We start from the raw sequence: 21,152 nt of genomic DNA, 5'->3' as shown, positions 1-21,152 counted from the left end.
GGGTGTGGGTGGTTTAACTTTAAACACCCCCACACTTTGGGTGGTATGTACCGTGGGAGGGCCCCCCCCCCTATTGGGGCGGGGGCCCGCCCCCGACGACAGCGTAGCCACCGGCCACCCCGCAGCCGAAATCACCCAACTCCCATCCTCCGAACGGGTGTTCGTGCATGTCGGTCGCTCGCCTCCGGAGCTCTCCCGTAGGCGAGAACGGATCCAGCTCGGTCCCGGCGGCGTCGGCGAGATCCGCGCAGACGGCGAAGGCCTCGCCGCCGGGGCTGTGGATCTCACGGCAGACCTGTTCCAGAGCCTCGGCCGGGCGAGGAGCGCCACGGTCGCCCCCAGGCGCGCCAGCCGGTGTGCCGTTGCCCGCCCGATGCCGCTTGACGCGCCGGTGACCAGCGCCGTGGCGCCCGTCAGTTCAGCCCGTATCGGCAGCCTCTTTCTGTTGTCTTCCGCTGTTCGCCAGGCGACTGACCGTATGGGCGCCGCCCGGTCGGCGCGCTGTGGCGCGTGCATCGCCACAGCCGGGATCTGGCAACGCCACACCCCGGGCAGGTGCACGGACTGCTCGGCCCAAGAGCGGTGTCAGGGTTTGGAGTTGAGCGTCCAGCAAACCCTGACATCGACTCTGTCCAACGTTGTTGCTGGCCAGGGGAAGGGACCACGAGGCTGTGAGCGTGAATGTCAGCGATGTGCGAGGGAGTGGTGACATGCGGAAACCGCAAGTCCGGGTAACGGTGAACTCCCGCTGCAAGCGGAGCTGCTACTACTGCCGGCCGTCGGGGGAGGCCGTGGCCACCGAGTCCGGCACCGACCTGGCGCCCGAACATCTGATCGCCGTCGCGAAGGCCGTCCGGGCTCAGGGGGTGGAGAGCATCAAGCTGACCGGCGGGGACCCGGCGCTGTACGGGCCGCTCGTCGAGGTCGTGCGCCAGCTGCGCCAGGATGCCGGCATGAGCGAGGTCGAGGTGATCTCGCGGCACCCGAGGATCGGCGAGCTCGCGCCTGCGCTCGCTGAGGCCGGGGTGACCCTGTTCAACGTCTCCCTGGACACCCTGGACGCGGGACTGCATCACGAGATCTGCGGCGTGAACGACCACGCTGAGGTGCTGGCCGCGATCGAGGCATGCGTGGCCACCGGCGTATCCGTGAAGGTCAACGTCGTGGTCATGGACGGGATCAACGCCGCGGAGATCGACCCGCTGATCGCGTGGTGCGAAGAGGCCGGGGTCGAGAGCGTCAAGCTCCTCGACATCATCAAGGACCTCGGCGAGGGCAGCGAGAGCTTCGCCCGGCGCCTGGAGATCAAGCGCAGCCGGAACCTCCCCGACCTCTACGTCTCCATGGAGGAGCTCGCGGGCGACCTGCGCGTGCGGGCCATCGACGAGGAGACGGTGCAGCAGGGCGGCCTCGGCCACCCCATGACGGTGTTCACCATGCCCTCGGGCACCAAGGTGGTCCTCAAGGACTCCACCGCCGGCGCCTGGTACGGGTCGGTGTGCCGCGGCTGCCCGCTCTTCCCGTGCCACGACGCGCTGATGGCGCTGCGCCTGACCGCCGACGCCCGGCTGCAGTTCTGCCTCCTGCGCGAGGACGTCCTCGTCGACCTCGCTCCGCTGCTGGAGAAGGACGACCAGGAGGCGCTGACCGCCCAGGTGGAAGCCGCGTTCGAGATGTACGCCGACGCCTATTTCCGGCCCGGCGACGCCACTCCGCAGGACCTGCTGGAGGCGCACCGGTGAGCGGCGTGTTCATGGGCCTGCCCTCCGGGCTGACGACCGTCCCGTCGCCCCCGGCCTCCGAAGCGCGGGAGGGCCTGCCGACGGTCATCCTGGTCTATCCGAAGATCGACCACGAGAAGGACTACGTCTACTTCTGGATGCCGTTCTCGCTGCTGACCATCGCCAAGCCGCTCATGGAGAGCGGCCTGGTGAACGTGGTTCTGTTCGACGGCAACCAGAAGGACGCCGCGGCGTGGGAGCGGCTGCTGGACGAGCACCTCGGGCGGACGGTGTGCATCGGGGTCAGCATCATGACCGGCGGCGGGCAGATCGGGCACGGCCTGGAGATGGTGCGGGCCGCCAAGAAGCGCCGCTTCTGTCCGCCGGTCGTCTTCGGCGGGCCGCACGTCAACGTGCAGCCCGAGCAAACCGCCGCGCACCCGCTCGTCGACGCCGTCCTTCAGGGCCCCGGGCAGAACTCGATGCTCGAGTACGTGAAGTCGCTCCTTGGCCGCGTGCCGCGCCGGCTGGTCCCGGGCCTGCGGATCGACAACGGCGGGTGCGTGATGTGCGGACGGGTGAACCCGCCGCGGACCGGGAACCTGGGCGCCTACCCCTGGACGCTCCTGGACGTCGCGAAGTACATCCGGAATGACCCCACGGTGGCCACCCGCACGCTCAACTACGTCTCCAGCCAGGGCTGCGTCTACAAGTGCCAGTTCTGCTTCGAACTCACCTACCAGCGCAAGTACTCGGCGATGGCCGCCCAGGACCTCCTGGACGACGTGGTCGCGCTCAAGGCCGCGTACGGCATCAACGGGGTGAAGTTCTACGACGCGGACTGGTTCGTGAACCTACGCCGGTCCATCGGCTTCTGCGACGGGCTGCTCGATCGCGGCGTGGACATCCGGTGGGCGGCCAGCATCAACCCCAACGACATCCTCAAGGCCCGCCGCGCCAAGCTGCCTCTGTTGGAGCGGATCGCGGAGAGCGGCTGCTCGCGGCTGCTGATGGGCGTGGAGTCGGGCAACGAGCGCGTGCTGGCCGATGTGGTCCGCAAGGAGATCACCCGCGCGAGCATTCTCGACGTCGCGGCGGACATCGCCGCTCACGGCATCCTCGGCTCCTACACGTTCATCGTCGGGTTCCCCGGCGAGAGCGACGCGGAGATGGAGGACACCTACTCCCTGATCGAGGAGCTGCGGCAGCTCAACCCGCAGCCCGAGACGCGGGTGCACCTGTTCGCCCCGTACCCGGGCACCCCGCTGTGGGAGCAAGCCCTGGAAGCCGGCTTCGTCCCGCCCGCCTCGCTGGAGGAGTGGTCGGGCTTCGACTACTACACCTCCCTGACTCCCTGGACGACCGACGCCACCGCAGCCCGAGCCCGGGAGGCGACCCAGATGCGGCTGGCCCCCGCCCGCTGACACCCCTTACCGTCACGCTGTGCACCGGAATCATCACCCCTCGGGCGATCCGGTGCACGGCGGCCGGCCCCAGCCAGAGGAGACCTCGCTTGAGTACCGCACGTGTTCTGCCCGCCCCGCTCACCAAGGGCGACCGCATCGGCATCGTCACCGTGTCCGCGCCCGAACCGGCTCAGAACCCCGACCAGTTCGAACGCGGGCTTAACGCTCTGCGCGGCCGCGGGTTCGAGCCGGTCACCGCCGCCCACGCGCGGGACACCCACGGCTACCGGGCCGGCAGCGAGACCACTCTCCTGGACGACTTCCACTCCTTCATCGCCGACCCCGACATCGCGGCCGTGGTGTGCGCCGGGGGCGGCAAGACCGCCAACCGGCTCCTGCGCGGGCTGGACTACATGCTGATCGGCGCCCACCCGAAGCCGATCGTGGGGGTGAGCGACCCGACGGTGCTTCTGAACGCGATCACCGCCCGGACCGGCATGCCGACCTTCCACGGGCCCGCTGTCCTGTGGGACTTCGGCTCCGCCGATGCCCCGGCAGCGACCGGCGATCACTTCGCGGCCGTGCTCGCCGGCGAGGCGCACGCCGCCCGGATCGACGCCCCGCTGGGGTGGGCCCGCACCGGATCCGCGCAAGGGCCTCTGGTCGCCGGATGCCTGTCCTCGCTGCGCTGCCTGCTCGGCACCGTGTGGGAACCCCAGTGGCAGGGGGCGGTCCTCGCCTGGGAGGACGCGTTCAAGCCGATCGAGCAGCTGGACCAGACCCTGACCCATTTCCGGGACTGCGGCGTCCTGGACCAGATCTCCGGCATGGTCGTCGGCGAACTCCTCGGCTGTGAGTCCTCCGGCGGGACGGACGCCCATCAGATGGTCCTGGACCTGTGCGCCGAGTACGACTTCCCCATCGCCATCGGCCTGCCGTTCGGACACACACCCCTCAAGCACACCCTGCCCATCGGCGCCGAGGTCCTGCTCGACTCCACCGCCGAGCACCCCCTCACCATCACCTCCCCCTGGACCGCCCCGTCCGACGGAGGAGACCGGTGACCATCGCCCCCGAAACCCGGCGCCTGTACGGCACTCTCCTCAAGCAGCACCCCGCCGAGCGGACCCTGCTGCTGGCCAAAGCCGACATGGTGCGCGCCATGCGCGGATGGCTGCACGAGACCGGCTACACGGAGGTCGCCACCCCCGTGCTCTGCCAGGACCGCGAGAGCGCCCCGATCCCGCAGTTCGCCACGCTCAACCCGCTGACCGGGCAGTCCTTCCACCTCCGGCACTCCGCCGAGGAACACCTGCGACGCGTCGTCGTCAGCATCGACCGCGTCTTCGACCTGTCCAAGGCGATCCGCGCCGAGCAGGCCGACGACAGCCACGCGATCGAGTTCACCATGCTGCAGACCGCCGCCCGCGACATCGACCTCCAGACCGGAATCAGCCTGGTCACCAGCCTGGTGCAGCACACGGTGCAGACCACGTTCGCCACCCTGGCCACCCCCGCGGTCGACTTCACCACCATCCGCACGCGCCCCGTCGACGACGCGATCGCCGAAGCGCTCGGCGTCACCGAGGCCCCGACCGGTGCGGAGCTGGTCGCCGCCGCCCGAGGCTGGCTCAAGGACCGCGGCCTGGAGGCGGACGGCACCGACTGGGCGGTGATGGAGGACTTCGTCAAGCACGCCGTGGAGAAGCCCGTCACCCAGCCCACCGTGCTGTACGGATTCCCCTGGGAGCTGCGGCACAACTCCCGCATCAACGAAGCGAGTGGCCGCGCGGAGCGGTTCTCCCTGATAGCGGCCGGCACCGAGATCTGCGACGGCGGGGTCAAACTGCGCACCGCCGACGACTACCGGCCGATGGTCGAGGCGAACATCGCCCTGCGCACACAGCTCCACGGCATCCCCGCGGACCAGGGGCCGGTCGACTTCTTCACCGACATCGACTGCGACCCCGCCGACGTGTTCACGTTCGGCCTGGGCGTCGAACGGCTGCTGGCGCTGTGCACCGGCCGGACCGTGTTCGAAGCCCTGACCTTCCCCTACCACTGACCGAGAGGACCCGTTCCGCGTGACCAGCATGCGCGCCGTCGTCATCACGGAAGGCCTCACCGACGGTGAACTCCCCTCCGCGTTCTCCGGCATGGAGGACCGCCGCTACCCGCACCTACTCGACGAGCGCACCCCCATCGAGATCATCGAGCTGACCGTGCCGGCCGAGCGGGCGGCAGCCCTGGCGCTGGCGCTGTCGGCCGCGCTGAAATCCCGGCTGTACTACGCCCACCTCATCGACGAGACGCGGATGCTCGTGGCCTTCCCGCGCACCGTCGTCGACATCCCCCGCGGCAACGAGGACGCCATCGCCCACGCCCGGACCGTCGGCGCCCTGTTCGACATCCCCGACGACCAGATGCGCTTCGCCGAGATGTGGGACACCGACCACCCCGACGCCCCCGCCCAGCCGGAGGCCGACGCCCGGTGACCGCACCCCTGTCCGCTGTCGCCCCGCTGGCCGTCGTGACCGGCGCCAGCGGGGCCCTCGGCGCAGCGATCCGCACCCGCCTGATCACAGAGGGCTGGCAGGTCGTGGCCACCTACCGCACCCGCCCTCCCCAGGACGAGGACTCCTCCTGGGTACGGTTCGACGCCTCCGACGACGCCGCGACCGCCGCCTTACGGCATGCTGTCGACTCCTGCCCCGGCCGGCTGCGCGCGGTGTTCGCCTGCATCGGCGCCCCCTCCACCAAGCGGACCGTCGCGGACACCGACGTCAGCGAGTACGAGTCGGTCCACCAGGCCAACGTCGTCAGCTTCGTCCGCACCTGGCACTCCCTCGCCGACCGGGCCCGGCACGACGGCGCCCGCGTTCTGGCGGTCGGCTCCGACGCAGGACAGGCGGCCCGTCCCGGCAACGGCCCGTACACCGCGGCGAAGGCCGCCCTCGCCTCCCTCGTCACCACCCTGGCCAAGGAGGAGCTGCACCACGGCGTCCGGGTCAATCTCCTCGCGCCCTCGCTCATCGACTCGCCCCTCGCCCGGCAGATCCTGTCCCTCAAAGGCGTCACCGACCCTGACGCCTACTACGAGCAACTGCCGTGGGGTCGCCCCCTGTCCCTGGACGAGGTCGCCGCCACCTGCATCGACCTGGCTACCGCTGAACAGTGGTCGTACGCCACCGGCCAGGTCTATCCGCTGGGGGCGGCACTCTGATGGTCGACGCCGTCCGCGCCCGGCAGCTGGGCATCGTGCACATGCTCCGCAGCCGCACCAACGTGCCCGCCAGCGAGCTGGCCGACCGCTTCGGCGTCACCGAACGCACCATCTACCGCGACATCACCACCCTCACCGCTCACGGCATCCCCATCCAGGCCCAGCCCGGGAAGGTCGGCGGATACCGGCTCTCCCCCGACACCGCCCTCGACCCGCTGACCATCGACTCCGACCACGCCCTGCGGCTGTACGTCCTGGGATTCCTCGACCCCGGCGCCGCCGCAACCGAGGACCGCGCCCGCGCGGTCGGCATCAGCGACACCGTCCAAGAGGTCATCCGGCGCCTGGCCCGGCGCATCCACTTCGACACCGCCGACTGGTACTGGCGCGATGAAGGCTCCGGGCACCTTCCGATCCTGCGCACCGCCATGCTCGCCGCGACCGCCGTCGAAGCCACCTGGCGCACGAAGACCGGCAGCCAGGAGACCGCTCTCCTCAAGCCCTACGGCGTGGTGTGGAAGGCCGGCGAGTGGCACATGGTCGCCGCCCGCGCCACCGGCGGCCCCGCCCGGTACCGCCTCAACCTGGTCGACCGGCTGGTGCCCACCGACCTGACCTTCGCCTACCCCGAGTCCTTCTCCGTCCGCGACTGGTGGGCCCAGGCCATGGAGGACTACGGCAAGGGCGAGGTACGCGTCGTCCTGAACGTCACGGCCGCGGCACGCGACGAGATGCTGCGCCTGAGCCTGAAGTCCACCTCCCAGGTCCACGAACACGACGACGGGTCCCTGACGATCGTGCTGTTCGTCGACCGGTGGGAGTGGCTGATTCCCCTGGTCAGCAGCTACGGCCCGGACGTCATCGTCACCGAACCGGAAGAGCTGCGCACGGCGATAGCCGGCCAGCTGCGCCGCACCCTGGCCGTCTACGACACCGCCGCGCCCCCGGGCCCGGCGCCGCCGGACGGACTGCCCGACGACGACTCCCGCCTGAGATCCACCCACGGCCGCCACCCAGGAGCATGACGTGACCCCCCGCCACCTCGACCACGCCGACACTCTCGAACTGCCCGTCACCGGAGACGGCCCCTTCGACTTCCTCCACACCTTCTGGAAGCCGTCCCATTACGCCACCGGGCTCGAGGCGCACACCGCAACCCGCTCCTGGCGTACTTTCCGGGCCGGCGACCTCGTCACCGGCGTACGCCTGCACGCCGAAGACCGGCTCGTCATCGCCGACATCTACACCGACGGCGACTATAAGCCCGCTCACCGCGAGCACCTGGCACGCCGACTGACCGCCTCCTACGGACTGGACGAGGACCTCAGCCAGTTCACCGAACTCGCCGCCGCCGTACCGCAGATCCGCGAGCCACTCCGCGCGCTGTCCGGCATGCGGCAGAGCTGCCCCGAAGACCACTTCGAGATCGCGGTGGTCGCCCTGCTCCTGCAGAACGTCACCATCGCCCGCACCACCCAGATGACCCGCAACCTCCTCACCCACCACGGCCAGCTCGTCCACTTCGACGGCATCACGCTCCGGGCCTGGTTCACGCCCGAGGAACTGGCGCACGTCTCCGCCGAGACCTTCAAGGAGCAGGACCGCCTCGGCTACCGCGCCAAGACCCTGCCCGACTTCGCCGCCTTCTTCAGTGATCACACCACAGAGGAACTCCAGAGCGCCGGCGACCTCGTGCAGACCTTCCAGCAGATCAAGGGCGTCGGCCCCTACACCGCCGCGATCATGGCCTCCCACGCGTCCCGGAACACCGACTCCTTCGGCCTGGACGTGTGGAACCGCAAGATCCTCGCCCGTCGGCTCCTCGACGCCGAAGACGCCGCACCGGAAGCCGTCACCCGCCGCCTGAACAAGCTCTTCCCCGGCCACGCCGGAACCGCCGGCCTGTACTTCGTCGAGCACGAGTACCTCAACGCCCCTGTTGCGCCACTCCTCGACCCAGACGGCATCGACGCCTGGAACGAGGCTCTGGAACACCCCGTCCCCTGACCTGACCCCACCACCGACCCGGCAGCGCCCCATCCGACGCTGCCGTCACAGCCATGCGTCCACGGCCGCGAGGACAAGTCCACGAACGGGTGACACGCCGCGTTCGAGTGCATCTCCGCCACCCCCGGGCGCCACCCCGGCGCCCACCACCGACCAATAGAACATTCGTTCACGATCTGCCCCCGACCAAGCCGTTACGGACCCCCCACGGGGGCGTTCTTAGAGCACCAGTACCCCTCACGCCCCCAGATGGAGGACTCCATGAACCCCGTACTCGCCCTTGCGCATCAGCCTCTCGGATTCGAACAGCGGCGGCCCTCGACTACTCCTCTCGCCCGCCACGCACAGCGGGTTGACGCCGTCGCCCACCGCTCAGCACGACCGGATACGAGGTGGACAGCATGAGCGAGCCCACCCATGCAGCGGCCAGCCGCCACGCCCCTTCGTCGGTGCCGCCCGCCACCCACGACGGTGGCTGCCGGGCGGCATCCTCCAGGATTCTGCTCGTCGGCCGGCCTGTCCCGGCAGTGCGGACCGCGGTCTCCGGGAGCCGGTCATGACCGATCCGCTGCGCCCGGCCGCACCGAGCGCCCGATCCGTGCCGCACGCCCGTACCGAGCCCCTGCCGCTCCCTCCGGCGTCTGCCCCGCCCTCGCCCGAAGGCGCGGAGCTCGGCGACGAACTCAAGGATGCCTACTGGTCGACCTGGGACGGTGAGGCCTCCCGCACCAGCATGTGGAAGATCTTCGCCACGCTCCCCGCGATCGTCCGCCGTGTGCTGGGGATGGCGTGGCGCGCCGACGCACGGGCCACCTGGGCCGTGATCGTCCTGCAGCTGGGTTCGGCGGCGATGGCGGCGTTCGGCCTCCTGGCCTCGATCGGCGTCCTGCAGGCCCTCTTCGCCCAGGGCGCCACACCAGACCGGATCCGCGCCGCGTTCCCGTCCCTGGCTCTGGTGGCCGGGCTGCTGATGTTCCGGGCCGTGCTCGATGCCGGGGTCGCCTTGTACCAGGCCCGGCTGACACCGAAGATCCGCCGCATCGTCGAGATGGACTTCCTTCGCCTGGCGGCCCACGTACGGCTTGAGGCCGTCGACGACGCGAACTGGGCGGATGACTCCAACCGCGCCAACGACCGTGGGCTCTACTACGCGCGCCAGTCCATCACCCAGATCATGGAACTCGCGTCCGCGCTCCTCGGACTCATCGGTGCCGCCTCCGTTCTGACCCTGCTCCACCCCCTTCTTCTGCCACTGCTTCTCGCCTCGGTGATTCCGCAGGGGCTCGCCTCGGTGCGCTCCGCACGCATGCGGTTCCTCAGCCAGGTCCGCTACAGCACCCTCCAGCGGCGCGTGCGGCTGTTCACCTGGCTGCTGCTGGACCGGGACGCCGCCGCGGAGCTGCGCTCCTCGACCGCGCAGCCGGCGCTGCTGGGCGAGCACGAGCGCATCGCCCGGCGGATCGAGGAGGAGGACACCCGGCTGGGGCGGGCCGAAGCCCGCACCGCACTGTTCGGCCGAGCAGTCGGCGGTGCGGCCACCGGCCTGACCTACGCCGCGCTCGCCTGGATGACGATCGTGGGCTGGCTGCCGCTGGCCTCCGGCGGCGGCGCCGTTCTGGCAATCCGGGCCAGCCAGGGCACCCTGACCCGGATCGTCCTCGCGACGCACTACGTGTACGAGCACGCCCTGTGGGTGTCGGACCTGTACACCTTCCTGGAGAAGTGCCGCACGTTGCTGCCACGCCGCACCGGGCTCGCCGCACCCGGCCAGGTCAAGACGATCAGCATCGAGAACGTCGCCTACACCTACCCCGACGGGAAGAAGCCCGCGCTCAACGGCGTGTCCCTGGAACTGGCCGCAGGCTCCACCGTCGCGTTCGTGGGGGCGAACGGCTCGGGCAAGTCCACGATGTCCAAACTGATCGCCGGGTTGTACGAGCCGACGGCCGGCAGCATCACCTGGGACGGCACCGACGTGCTGACGATGGACGCCGAAAGCGTGCAGGCCCAGGTAGCCATGGTCCTCCAGGACCCGGTGGAGTGGCCGCTCTCGGCCCTCGCGAACATCACCATCTCCACCGGGACGATCACGCAGGCCGATCCGGAACGGGCACACGAGGCCGCGACGGCGTCCGGCGCCGACCGGGTCATCGCCGGGCTGCGCCAGCAGTGGACGACCCCGCTCTCGAAGCGGTTCAAAGACGGCGAAGAGCTCTCCGGCGGGAACTGGGCGAAGTTCGCCGTGGCCCGCGGTCTCTACAAGGACGCCGCGGTCCTCCTGCTCGACGAGCCGACCGCCAGCATGGACCCGCGTGCCGAGCACGCCGCCTACACCGCTGTGCTGCGCGGCCGCCGTCGCGCGGACCGCATCACGATCCTGATCTCCCATCGGCTGGCCAGCGTGATCGAGTGCGATCGGATCTTCGTGTTCCAGGACGGCCAGATCATCGAAAACGGTGATCACGCTTCGCTGATGGCTCAACGCGGTGAGTACTACCAGATGTTCACCCTGCAGGCCGCCGCCTACCAGGCCGAGGCTCCGAGCAGGAACGGGGACAGCGGATGAGCGCCGCCGACAGGCGGATCGCGCCCGCCCCGCGCACTGATTGGCCGGAGAACTTCGAGGACCACCTGGCCGGGACCGGCTGCCCGATCTGCACTAACGACTTCACCGCCGAGGACATCGGGTGGGGCCTGCTGATCAACAAGGGCCCGTTCGCCAACGCCTATCTGTGGCGCAGCGGTCAGGTCCGCGGTTATGTGGTGGTGATCTTCACCGCGCGGCACGTCGCCGAGCCGACCGCGATGACCTCCGCTGAGGCCGCGGGTTTCTGGAACGAGGCGCTGGCCGCCGGTCGCGCGGTGGAGCAGTACTACCGCCCGCTGAAGCTCAACTACCAGCTCCTCGGTAACGCCGTGCCACATGCCCATTTCCACATCACTCCCCGGCGCTGCGCCGACCAGGATCCGGCGCCCGGCGGGCCGCTCCCCTTCGACGTCCTCGATCACGGCCGTCAGGACGAGGAGCAGTTGCAGTCCGACGCCCGGGGCCTGCGCGAGCTGCTGGGCCGCACTGGGTCCTCGGTGGTGTCACGGTGAGCGCGGAGTCCGCCGTGATGGTGGTGGCGGGAGCCCTGGCGCTGTACTACCGCATCATCCCGACCGACGTCTCCGAGGGGCCGTCAGGGACCGCCACCTGCAACTACGTGGCCCGGGACGCCGACGGCCGGCGATGGTTCGTGAAGGCCTATCCGGCGAGCGCTGATCTGGCGGCCGAGCGGCGTGCCCTCGAGCTGGCCGAGTTCGCCGCGCGCGGCGGGGTCCCGGCTCCGGTGATGCGCCGCACCCTCGACGGTTATCTCATCGCGGCGGGCGGCGGGATGTCGGTGTCCGTCGCCGCGTTCGTTGAAGGTGCCGAGACAGCGGAAGGCGGTCTGTCCGGCGCGCGGTGGGCCGCCGTCGGCGAGACCGTGGGCCGGCTTCACCGCACGCTCGCCCGCCATCCGGACGGGCCGCCGCGCCGCGCCCCCGCCCGCGAGGTGTGCGACGTCAAGCGGGGCCGACAGCGCTTGGAGCGGCTGCTCGCCCGCTATGCGAAGCAGCCCCCGAGGTGCCCCTTCGAGGTGTGGGCGAGGGACGCCGCTCGGGAGCGGCTGGAAAGGCTCCCTGCCGCGGCTTCCATGCTCAAGGCGCTCCCGCCGACCCTCGCCGTGCAGATCGTTCACGGCGACCTTTCCTCCCTGAACTTGATGCTGAAAGGCGAGAAGGTCGCCGCAGTGATCGACTTCCGGCCGCCGTCGCACCGCAGCCCGATGTGGGAGCTGGGCCGCATCGTGCTCGATCCACGCACAGTTCTCGAAGCCCCCAACTGGCCCGCGGGTCTGGCCGCGGCCGTCGCTGCCTACCGGGAGGCCAACCCGGCCATGTCGGCGGAAGACCTGCTGACGGTGCCACGGGTAGCGGCCGGGTATCTGGCCTGTTCGGCATATCCCCTGTCCGAGCCGCTCGACGACCCGTCCGCGGTCACCTCTCAGCTGGAGGCGTACGGGCGGGACCGGCATCAGGCGCAGCGTGTGCTGTGGGAGCGCCTGACGGAAGCCGAGGAGGTGCTCCATGACCTCCTCCACTGACCCCTCCTCCGGCGCCCGGCCGTCGCTGTGGCGGCACCGCAACTTCTGGCGCTACCTGACCGGGCAGGCAACCAGCGTGACCGGCAGCTCGATCAGCAGCATGGTGATCCCCGTGCTGGCGGTGCTCGAACTCGACGCGACCACCGCCGAAGTCGCCTGGTTGACGTTCCTGGGCCAACTGCCGCCCGCACTGCTGGCCTTGCACGCAGGGGCCCTCGCCGACCGCCATTCCAAGCGCAGGCAGATGATCACCGGCGACCTGGTCAGCGCCGCCGCGCTGGCCAGCGTGCCGGTGGCGGCCGCGCTGGACCGGCTGTCCCTGACCCAGCTGATGGTGGTCGCGGCCGTGCAGGGCGCGGCGGGCGTGCTGCACGATGCCGCCGCGATCAGTCTCCTGCCCAGCCTCGTCGACCGGTCCCTGCTCCAGCGAAGCAACGCCCGCATCGGCAGCCTGTTCGCCGTCGCCGCCACCGCGGGCAGCAACCTCGGCGCCGCCCTGACCGCGCTCCTCGGCCCGGCCCGCGCCCTACTCGGCGACGTCCTGTCCTACCTCGTCAGCACCTGGTGCACCGCCCGCATCCAAGCCCCCGAAAGCCCCCGGCCGGCAGCAGAAGGCCGCCGGCTGCACACCGACATCGGTGAGGGTCTGCGCTACGTGAACGGCGACCACCGGCTGCGCACCCTGACCCTCGTCAACGCCACAACCTCGGGCGCCCTGGCGCTCCTCAATACCTTGTGGGCGCTGTACTTGCTTCGGTCCCTGGCCCTGGGCCCGACCGCTTTCGGCGTCGTCCTGGGCATCGGAGCCCTGGGCGCGGCGGCGGGTGCTCTGGCCGCCCCGTCACTCGCGGCGCGGTACGGGCCCGGACCAATGATGCTCACCGCGCTCGCGATCACCCCGCTCACCCAGATCCCTCTGCTCCTCGCCTCCCCGGGCCTGGTCTGGCAGTTCGCCATCGGTGCCGCCCTGTTTCTCCAGCTGGCCTGTGCTGGGGCCGCGGGCACGACCCAGCGCACCATTCGCCAGGTCGTCACCGCCGACGGCATGCAGGCCCGCATGCAGGCAGTGAGTACCTGGCTCACCTCCGGTGCCCGTCCGGTGGCCGCGCTCCTCGCCGGCGGGCTCGGCACCTGGATCGGCGTGCGCCCCACCCTGATCGTCGGCACCTGCCTCCTCGTCGTCCCCCTGGTGGTCCTCTACCGCTCCCCGCTGCGCAGCCTGCTGGAGATGCCCGGCTCGCCCGCTGTGGATGCGGCCTCTGTCGAGACCGTCACATCCCCGACTCCTCCAGCGTCGGGGCCGATCGTTCCCAGTCCCGCGGCCGCCGTGGATGTGCGGCGCGACCGCTCTACGGAAGACGGCCCGTGAGCACGAACCCGGACACGGACCCCGGCCCGGCCCTGCCGTCGGGCGCGCCCCTCCTGCTCAGCACCTACTCCCTGCCCTTCAACGTCCGAGGTGATCACGTGCCGCCCGCCCGCTCTCATATCCGCGCCACCGTAGAGGCCTATCTCAGCCGGCATGCCGAGGAACGTGCGGCTCTGGAGGGGTTGCTGGCTGTCCTGGACGGCACCGGGGAGCCGTCGAGCCGGGCCACGCTGCCCGGTCACGTCACCTGCAGCGCGGTGGTCATCGACCGCGACCGGCGGGTGCTCCACATCGGACATCGAGTGACAGGGCTGACCCTTTGCCCAGGCGGCCACGCTGAGGCGGGTGACCGTACGCTCCTGGCCGCGGCCGTGCGGGAAGTGTGCGAAGAGGCCGGGCTGCGCCCCGGGGACCTGTGCCTGACTCCGCGGTTCCTCGACGAGCCGATCGACGTGGACGTCCATGACATCGCTGCCAACGCGGCCAAGGGCGAGGCCGCTCACCAGCACTTCGACTTCCGCTTCGCGTTCTACCTCACCGCCGAGCAACCGCCCGCGCTCGCTCTGCAGGACGAGGAAGTCGCCGGGGCCCAGTGGCTCCCGTACGCCGACGTGCGCTCCCCCACACTGCGGGCCAAGCTCCTCGCTGCCGAGCCGCACGGCCTGGATGGCCGCCCAGAGCCGGTCAGCGCCAACGCCCTGATCCACGACGGGGCCGGCCGGTATCTCCTTCATCTACGAGATGACCGCGAAGGCATGTGGGAGCCCTGGGTCCTGGCCCTCGTGGGAGGCAAACGGTCGCGGGACGATGCCAGCCTTGAGGCGACACTGCGGCGCGAGCTCGCCGAGGAGGTACCGGGTCTGCAGCCCACGGGCCTGATGCCGTTCGCCGTCCAGGAGGCGGCGAGCGTCGACGGCCTGGCCGTGCCCATCGGCGTCTACGCCGGGCGCTGGAGCGGTGATGCCGAGGCGGTGGATCTCCGTGAAGGTGTGCTGCTGACGTGGTGCACCGTGGACATGCTCGACCGGCTGCGCCTGAGCCCCGGGCTCGGGGAGCTGATCCGGCGCCACGCGGCCGAGCACCCCGCGTCGAAGGAACTGACGGACGACACAGTCCCGTTGGCCGACGAGGCTCCGCCGGGAACCGAGCTGCACATCGTCGGTGTGCACCTCCATCTCCAAGACGCCCAGGGCCGGATCCTCCTCGGCCTGCGCCACCCAGACTCCACGTATGCGCCGGACACCTGGCACTTCCTGGCCGGCCACTGCGAGCGGGAAACGGCGATCGACTGCCTGGTACGCGAAGCGAAAGAGGAGGCGGGCCTCACCATCGCGCCCGAGGACGTCGAGCTCGTTCACACGGTGCACCACGTCGACTCCCCCGATGCCCGGCCGAGGATCGCGCTCGTCTTCCAGGCCCGCTCCTGGACCGGCGATCCGGAGGTCCTGGAGCCCGACCGGTGCGTGGAGTGGCGATGGTGGAAGCCGCAGAGCCTTCCGGACGCGGTCGTGCCCTACACCCGCATGGCGGTCGACGGAATCCGTCGGGGGCGCCCGTACTCCGAGCAGGGCTGGGGCGAGCGATGACCGGCGGGCACCGGCACACCGAGCCGGTGGACGTCCACCTGATCCTGCGCCGGGAGACCGCCGACGGGCCTCACGTTCTGCTGTCCCGGCGGGCCGGAAAGGTATACGCCGCCGGCCTGTGGCACCTGCCGTCGGGGCATCTGGACGGTCCGCATGAGGACGTGGTCACCGCCCTGATCCGCGAGGCGCGGGAAGAGACCGGGATCGTCATCGATCCGGCCGACGTGCGGTCCGCCGTGACCGTGCACCACCGAAGCCCCGGAGGCGCCTCCCGGACTGGGCACTTCTTCGAGGTCCGGCGGTGGAAGGGCGAGCCCGAGATCGCGGAGCCGGACGTCTGCGACGCGATGGACTGGGCACCCCTTCACGCCCTGCCCGCCCTGGTGGTGGCGTACTGCCGTGCGGGCCTGGACGCCTACACCGCCGGCGCGCGCCTGGCCGTGCACTTCCAATTGCCTGGCGACGGCATCGCCTTCGACCCCAGCGCCGACCGGCTGCGCCTCGTGCCGGATGTGACCGGCCAGGCGTCTACCGCCCGTCCCGACGACGAGGTCGTGGAGTTCGCGGAGCAGGCGGTCGGCCGGATCGCGCACTGGACGGATACGTCATGGGCGCGCGAGGAGAGCCGCGTATGGCGGGTCCACGGCGTCCAGGGCGGCATCTGGTACGTGAAGGTGCACCAGAGCGAGCGGTTCCACGGCCGGGAAGTGCGGGGGCTACGGACGTGGGTGCGGCAGCTGGGGGCGGCCGCGCCCCGGCTGGTCGCCGCCGAGGAGACCCTGCGGGCGGTGGTCCTCACCGCAGTGCCGGGCCGCCCGCTGCACGGCACAGTCCTTACCCCGGAGCGGGAGAGGGAGGTCTTCCAACGGATCGGCGCGCTGGCCCGCCGCATCCACCAGGCCTCTCCCCCACGACCCGCTCCTGCCGACAGCGGCCCAGCCGTCGCCAAGGCCGACCGGCACCTGTCCGGGGCGCGGTCTCATCTGCTCCCAGGTGATGAGGAGTTCGTCCGCGAGCTCGTCCGGCAAGCCGAGGCCCTGCCACCGCTGGAGTGGGTGGAGACCCACGGAGATCTCCAGCTCAGAAACGTCCTCACCACTTCTGCCGCCGGTGCCGAGACGGACGACCGTGAGGTCTTCGTGGCGGTGATCGATTTCGAGCGCAGTGAACCGGGCCCGGCCGTACGGGATCTGGTCCGCCTGTCCGACGCCTGGGCCGGCCGCGACGACCTCTTCGAGGCGTTTCTGGCCGGGTACGGCAGGACCCTGACCACCGCCGAGAAGGTCCGCCTCGCCATCGACGCAGCGCTCGACTCCGTGAGCGGCATCTCGTACGGCGCCGCCCACGATGACCCCGAGCTGATCGAACGCGGCCGGCGGACGCTGGCCCGACTGCGTGCCGAGCACCGTGCAGCCCTCTCACCGACAGGAGATACGACGTGAACGCCGACCCGGCACCCACTGCCACTACCGCAGCCGTGCCGCGCGAGGCCGTCGGTCCGTGCGGCAACCCCCGCCGACGCACTGAACCTCTCGAGCGCAGGAGGCCAGCGTGCCTGACTCCGACGAGCTGACCCCCGAGAAGGCGGCGTCCTCCGCCTGGCCGTCCCTGCTCGGCGTGTTCGCCCATCCCGACGACGAGAGCCTCCTCGCCGGCGGTGTCCTCGCCCAGCACGCCGCCGCGCACGCGCGCACCGCTGTCGTCACCATGACGTGGGCGCCCGACAGCCCGAGGGCTCCCGAACTCGCCGACGCCTTGCGAGCACTCGGCGCGGGCGCACCGCGCATGCTCGGATACGGCGATGCCCGCAACCCGCAGGCGGCCCCCGGCCGTCCCCGGCTCGTCGACGCATCGCTCGACGAGGTGGTCGCCGCCCTGGTCCAGCAGATCCGTTCGTTCCGCCCCGACATCGTGGTCACACACGACGCCCTGGGTCAGCTGACCGGTCACCCGGACCACCGCCGTACCCACCAGGCCGCTCTCCTCGCCGTTCAGGACGCGGGGCTCCCGCACCTTCACCACGAGGCCGGTGAACCCTGGCAACCGCGCGCCGTGTACTGCGCTACGCACCCCGAGTCCGGTGTCGGCGAGCTCGGGCCGCTTCTGAAGGCCGTCGGCAAAGCCGTGCTCGCGGTGCCGGACGCGTACGCCACCACCACCGTCGACGTCACCCCCTGGCTGGAAAAGAAGTGGGCAGCGGTCCTCGCGCACCGCGGGGAAGTCGCCCGCGAACGGCCACTGCCCGGCATCCTCGCCCGCCTGCCCGAGGAGACACGGCGCGACATCATCGCGACCGAGCACTTCACCCGGCTCGCGACCGGGCCACTCCCCGGCGCTCCCCATCGGCTCACTGCCTAACGGGTTCAACCGCCTCGCCCACCGCACCGCCACCCCGAGGGTGATCGACGGCCGCGGCACTCTTGACGCCGGCACCTGGCGCGAAGCCGGCTGGACCGTCCGCGCACTCGGCCGCCCCTGAGCCGCGGTTTCGTCGCCCGGCCCGTGACGCCGCCGCAATCGGCGCACGCGGCCGGGGCCACGCCAGAGCCTCCAATAGCGTCCTGGCGATCATGGAAGCGATGGCACACTGATGGGCTCAACTTGCCCAATGCGTCCGGGAGATCACCATATGAACGCCACCCCCACCGCCGCCGCCCAGGGAGCCGAAACAGCCGGGGAACGTACGGGCGGCTGCCTGTGTGGCCGCATCCGCTTCACCACCCGCGGCCCGGCAGTTTTTGCCCACACCTGCGCCTGTGGGCATTGCCAGAAGCTCGGCGGCACGCCAGTGATGTGGTGGGTGGGCTTCGAGACGGTCACCTGGACCGGCGAGAGCGAGCCGACCTGGTACGAGACCTTCGACGGCGAGGCCAAGCGCGGCTTCTGCCCGACCTGCGGCAGCCGCCTCGCGGCCATCGACAGCGACATCCCTGAGATCGGCATCAACGTCACCGCCCTCGACGACACCAGCAGCCCAGACCTCGTCCCCATCCACGCAGCCTTCCGCGACAACGCCGTGCACTGGCTGCCCTCCGTGCCGGAGACCGAGCACAGCACGGCCGGTTGACCGCCCGTCCACTGCTCGACGACGTCACCATCGCCTTCAACGGCCGCGGCAGGCATCGCGCTCTCGCCCGCGAGCAGGGCGCGAACACTCGGGCCGGGGCCCGCCGCGGTCATGCTCAGCGAGGACGACGGAGAGCGCTGCGAGCGCCGCGCGGCAGTCCAGGGGATGCTCAGCCGGAGCGACTCCAGAAAGGCGCTGGGCTACTTCGTAGACGAATTTTGGCTTTCGGCGCCCGCCGAGACGAAGCGGTGAAGCCGCATCCCAGGACTTCGAGAATTCCGGGCGGCTACGAAGAATCTGGGTGAGTGGAGCACCGGGCGTCGGTGATGAATTGAGAGCCGCCCGCCACATGTTCCGCCGCGTTGGGAAGGCGACGGGAACCCGAACAGGTTCATCAATTTCATCGAAACGGCCGGCGACCCGCTCTCCTCGCCGAGATGGAGGCCGGCACGTACGACCCCGACCAGTTGGTTCCCATCCGCCTCGACGCGCCGGCATTGGTGCGTGGACTGCCCGGCCACCACTAGCGGCGGTGGGTAGACTCCCTGGTCATCCGGCATCGGACGCCCGTACGCCGCGGTCACAGGCACCCACCAGTACGCATCACGCCCTGGAGCTTGCCTCGTGACCGCACCGCTACTGCTCGTTGATGGCCACTACCTTCTCCACCGCGCTTGGTTCGGCTTCGCCTCCCGCATCACCAACCGGAGCGGCGTGGACCGTACTGGGGTCTTCGGGTTCACGGCGCTTCTGCGTAAGGCCCAGGCCCAACACGCCAGCGGCTTCGAGATCCTCGTGGTCTTCGATGCCGAAAACGGCTCACAGGCCCGCGCAGGACAGGACGGCGACTACAAGGCGCAACGGCCTGCCGCGGAACCCGGTCTGATCGAATCCCTCACCCTGGTCAAGAACGCCCTCGACCACAGCGGCGTCAGGTGGGTCGAGCTGGATGGATGCGAGGCCGACGACGTCATCGCCACCCTGACCGTGCGCGCCCGCGCCGCGAGCCGTCCAGTCGACATCATGACTACCGACAAGGACTTCATCCAGCTCCTCGGCGACCCGAACGTGCGGCTCCTGAACACCGCGCTCGCCCAAGCCCACCGCTACACCACCGGCGATCACATCCACCCGCGCTACGGTGTGCGCCCCGAGCAATGGCCAGACTTCCGCGCGCTCATGGGCGACCCCGCTGACAACATCGCTGGGATGCGAGGCGTCGGCCTCAAAACCGCCTCTCGCCTCCTGACCGGCGGACGCCAGCTTGAGAGCATTCCGCGCGACGAGCTGCGCCCGGCGTGGATTGAAGTGTGGCCGCAGGTCCTGCGCTGGCGCGAGATGGTCAGGCTCGACACGAAGGTGGACCTCTCGAACGACCGGCTGACGGCCGAGTCCGCGGCGCCGCTACCCAAGGCCGCGGACGTCCTGGAAGCTCTGAGCCTCTGGTAACCATGCCCAAGAACCTCTTACGAGCCTCTTCACACTCAGCCTCGCCCGACCAGCCATCTGCACACCGGCGCCTACTCGCGGCCTGGGGTTCCCGCACAGTGCACGCCACCTGAGTAGGCCGGCGATCAGTGCCTCCTCCTCAGGCGAGAACGCCGCTGCGGGTGGCGAGACCACGCAGTTCCGTTGATGTAGGACCGGAAACCAACAGGCTGGAGATCAAGGACTTCGTCGCCGGGCGGGCATGTGTCTCCTGCGGAGCGCATCGCTCGGCCGCGAGCAGTGTGCGGACGCAGTCATTGCGGCGGCCGAGGCGGTCGTAGGTGACGGCTATGTCGCCGAGGGCACGAGAGCGGCGCTCGACGCTGGGCAGCTCCTTCAGCGAGATCGCGCGAGCGGCATCGAGCGCGGCATGGGGATCGCCTGCTTGATTCTCGGCACTGATTTTGTGCAGTTGTACGGTGAGGGGGCTGAAGCCGCCCCCATGGTCGCGCAGCAGGGTGGCGCCGCCGAGTTCCTTGGCGATGGCGGCAGCCTCGTCGGTCAGCTCCCGCATCCCGTCCCGGTCGCCTCTGCGCGCGAGGGTGTACGACGCGCTCTGGACCAGGAGCCCGCGTACCGCGGAACCAGCCAGTCCGATGCCTCGCAGATCCGGGTGATCGGCCGCAGAGAGCGCGATCGACAACGCCTGGTCATGCCATCCCGCCTTCCTGGCGAGCACGGCCAGCTGACGCGCGGATTCGGCAACGGCAAGGACATCACCCGCTGTCTCGGCGAGCTGCCGCGCGCGGTCGGTAGCCATCCAGCCGAGCTGCTGCTCGTCCATCTTCACGAACATGCGGGTGGCCAACAGGTAGCTCTTGGCCAAGAGGGAGCACTGCTCCGTGTCCTCGCCGTTGGCGGTAAGCGCGTGGCCGGCGCGGATGAGACGGGGCAAGCGCACTGCGAGGGACTCGTAACGGCAAGCGTCGAAGTCGGCGAGCGCGCGAGTGAAGTCGGTGGAGATCGCTTCGGACGCTGGCGCGGCCGTGCCCAGCCCGAGCATCGCATCCCGGAGTCGGGCGACCAGCAGTTCGCCGAGCAGGGCCTCGTCGGCCTGCACGATTCCGCTCCCGAGCAGTGGGGCGGCGGCTGTGGCCGCCAGGCCCGCGAGCAACTTCCGTCGGTGCACCGGACCTTCACCGTCCTCCCACCCGG

The 21,152-nt window shown here is 70.4% G+C and carries 19 protein-coding genes; 17 read left to right on the top strand and 2 right to left on the bottom strand.

The window, feature by feature from the left end:
* The coding region (locus tag ACFWP7_RS16785; protein WP_384382303.1) for an SDR family NAD(P)-dependent oxidoreductase at positions 1 to 516 on the bottom strand (516 nt) is incomplete at its 3' end.
* Between the two features lie 194 nt (positions 517 to 710).
* Between ACFWP7_RS16785 and ACFWP7_RS16780 the strand changes: the two genes are divergently transcribed.
* From ACFWP7_RS16780 to ACFWP7_RS16700, 17 genes are all read left to right on the top strand, one after another.
* Complete coding sequence (locus tag ACFWP7_RS16780) at positions 711 to 1,742, top strand: radical SAM protein (RefSeq protein ID WP_384382104.1); 1,032 nt, start codon at positions 711 to 713, stop codon at positions 1,740 to 1,742.
* Entirely contained in the window at positions 1,739 to 3,145 is a 1,407-nt protein-coding gene (locus ACFWP7_RS16775) for a B12-binding domain-containing radical SAM protein (protein ID WP_384382102.1), read from the top strand. Before ACFWP7_RS16780 ends, ACFWP7_RS16775 begins: the two co-directional genes overlap by 4 nt.
* A gap of 89 nt (positions 3,146 to 3,234) precedes the next feature.
* Positions 3,235 to 4,191: an LD-carboxypeptidase gene (locus ACFWP7_RS16770; RefSeq protein ID WP_384382100.1), complete on the top strand. Its 957-nt coding sequence runs from the start codon at positions 3,235 to 3,237 to the stop codon at positions 4,189 to 4,191.
* Positions 4,188 to 5,192: an amino acid--tRNA ligase-related protein gene (locus ACFWP7_RS16765; protein ID WP_384382098.1), complete on the top strand. Its 1,005-nt coding sequence runs from the start codon at positions 4,188 to 4,190 to the stop codon at positions 5,190 to 5,192. The genes ACFWP7_RS16770 and ACFWP7_RS16765 overlap by 4 nt, the downstream gene beginning before the upstream one ends.
* A gap of 19 nt (positions 5,193 to 5,211) precedes the next feature.
* Complete coding sequence (locus ACFWP7_RS16760; RefSeq protein ID WP_384382096.1) at positions 5,212 to 5,622, top strand: hypothetical protein; 411 nt, start codon at positions 5,212 to 5,214, stop codon at positions 5,620 to 5,622.
* Positions 5,619 to 6,350, top strand: a complete 732-nt coding sequence (locus ACFWP7_RS16755) for an SDR family oxidoreductase (RefSeq protein WP_384382094.1) — start codon at positions 5,619 to 5,621, stop codon at positions 6,348 to 6,350. The genes ACFWP7_RS16760 and ACFWP7_RS16755 overlap by 4 nt, the downstream gene beginning before the upstream one ends.
* Positions 6,350 to 7,375 (top strand): helix-turn-helix transcriptional regulator, encoded by a 1,026-nt coding sequence (locus ACFWP7_RS16750; protein ID WP_384382092.1) that lies wholly within the window; start codon positions 6,350 to 6,352, stop codon positions 7,373 to 7,375. The genes ACFWP7_RS16755 and ACFWP7_RS16750 overlap by 1 nt, the downstream gene beginning before the upstream one ends.
* Before the next feature lies 1 nt (position 7,376).
* A complete protein-coding gene (locus ACFWP7_RS16745) occupies positions 7,377 to 8,357 on the top strand; it encodes a DNA-3-methyladenine glycosylase family protein (RefSeq protein ID WP_384382090.1) in 981 nt (326 codons plus the stop codon).
* Between the two features lie 556 nt (positions 8,358 to 8,913).
* Positions 8,914 to 10,923: an ATP-binding cassette domain-containing protein gene (locus tag ACFWP7_RS16740; protein WP_384382088.1), complete on the top strand. Its 2,010-nt coding sequence runs from the start codon at positions 8,914 to 8,916 to the stop codon at positions 10,921 to 10,923.
* Entirely contained in the window at positions 10,920 to 11,456 is a 537-nt protein-coding gene (locus ACFWP7_RS16735) for an HIT family protein (protein ID WP_384382086.1), read from the top strand. The genes ACFWP7_RS16740 and ACFWP7_RS16735 overlap by 4 nt, the downstream gene beginning before the upstream one ends.
* Positions 11,453 to 12,487, top strand: a complete 1,035-nt coding sequence (locus tag ACFWP7_RS16730; RefSeq protein WP_384382084.1) for a phosphotransferase enzyme family protein — start codon at positions 11,453 to 11,455, stop codon at positions 12,485 to 12,487. The genes ACFWP7_RS16735 and ACFWP7_RS16730 overlap by 4 nt, the downstream gene beginning before the upstream one ends.
* Complete coding sequence (locus tag ACFWP7_RS16725; RefSeq protein WP_384382082.1) at positions 12,471 to 13,856, top strand: MFS transporter; 1,386 nt, start codon at positions 12,471 to 12,473, stop codon at positions 13,854 to 13,856. The genes ACFWP7_RS16730 and ACFWP7_RS16725 overlap by 17 nt, the downstream gene beginning before the upstream one ends.
* The gene (locus ACFWP7_RS16720; protein ID WP_384382080.1) at positions 13,853 to 15,442 is read left to right on the top strand and encodes an NUDIX domain-containing protein; all 1,590 of its coding nucleotides are present in this window, start codon (positions 13,853 to 13,855) and stop codon (positions 15,440 to 15,442) included. The genes ACFWP7_RS16725 and ACFWP7_RS16720 overlap by 4 nt, the downstream gene beginning before the upstream one ends.
* Positions 15,439 to 16,884, top strand: a complete 1,446-nt coding sequence (locus ACFWP7_RS16715; protein ID WP_384382078.1) for a phosphotransferase — start codon at positions 15,439 to 15,441, stop codon at positions 16,882 to 16,884. Before ACFWP7_RS16720 ends, ACFWP7_RS16715 begins: the two co-directional genes overlap by 4 nt.
* 109 nt (positions 16,885 to 16,993) lie before the next feature.
* Positions 16,994 to 17,800 (top strand): PIG-L deacetylase family protein, encoded by an 807-nt coding sequence (locus ACFWP7_RS16710; protein ID WP_384382076.1) that lies wholly within the window; start codon positions 16,994 to 16,996, stop codon positions 17,798 to 17,800.
* A 271-nt stretch (positions 17,801 to 18,071) separates the two neighbouring features.
* Positions 18,072 to 18,509 carry a GFA family protein gene (locus ACFWP7_RS16705; protein ID WP_384382074.1) on the top strand — a complete coding sequence of 146 codons (438 nt, stop codon included), beginning with the start codon at positions 18,072 to 18,074 and terminating at the stop codon, positions 18,507 to 18,509.
* Between the two features lie 624 nt (positions 18,510 to 19,133).
* On the top strand, positions 19,134 to 19,958 hold the full coding sequence (locus ACFWP7_RS16700) for a 5'-3' exonuclease H3TH domain-containing protein (protein ID WP_384382072.1): 825 nt from the start codon (positions 19,134 to 19,136) through the stop codon (positions 19,956 to 19,958).
* A gap of 139 nt (positions 19,959 to 20,097) precedes the next feature.
* On the opposite strand, the gene ACFWP7_RS16695 is transcribed toward ACFWP7_RS16700, so the two are convergent.
* Positions 20,098 to 21,126, bottom strand: a complete 1,029-nt coding sequence (locus tag ACFWP7_RS16695; protein WP_384382070.1) for an XRE family transcriptional regulator — start codon at positions 21,124 to 21,126, stop codon at positions 20,098 to 20,100.
* Between the last annotated feature and the right edge of the window lie 26 nt (positions 21,127 to 21,152).

This window comes from Streptomyces sp. NPDC058470, from assembly GCF_042721055.1.
Lineage (GTDB): Bacteria > Actinomycetota > Actinomycetes > Streptomycetales > Streptomycetaceae > Streptomyces.
Note: the sequence above shows the minus strand (reverse complement) of the source record. Positions and strands in the feature narration are given on the sequence as shown.

Coding starts and splice junctions, on each gene's coding strand:
- ACFWP7_RS16740 (WP_384382088.1), top strand. CDS start 8,914: ATGACCGATCCGCTGCGCCCGGCCGCACCGAGCGCCCGATCCGTGCCG.
- ACFWP7_RS16750 (WP_384382092.1), top strand. CDS start 6,350: ATGGTCGACGCCGTCCGCGCCCGGCAGCTGGGCATCGTGCACATGCTC.
- ACFWP7_RS16735 (WP_384382086.1), top strand. CDS start 10,920: ATGAGCGCCGCCGACAGGCGGATCGCGCCCGCCCCGCGCACTGATTGG.
- ACFWP7_RS16780 (WP_384382104.1), top strand. CDS start 711: ATGCGGAAACCGCAAGTCCGGGTAACGGTGAACTCCCGCTGCAAGCGG.
- ACFWP7_RS16705 (WP_384382074.1), top strand. CDS start 18,072: ATGAACGCCACCCCCACCGCCGCCGCCCAGGGAGCCGAAACAGCCGGG.
- ACFWP7_RS16725 (WP_384382082.1), top strand. CDS start 12,471: ATGACCTCCTCCACTGACCCCTCCTCCGGCGCCCGGCCGTCGCTGTGG.
- ACFWP7_RS16715 (WP_384382078.1), top strand. CDS start 15,439: ATGACCGGCGGGCACCGGCACACCGAGCCGGTGGACGTCCACCTGATC.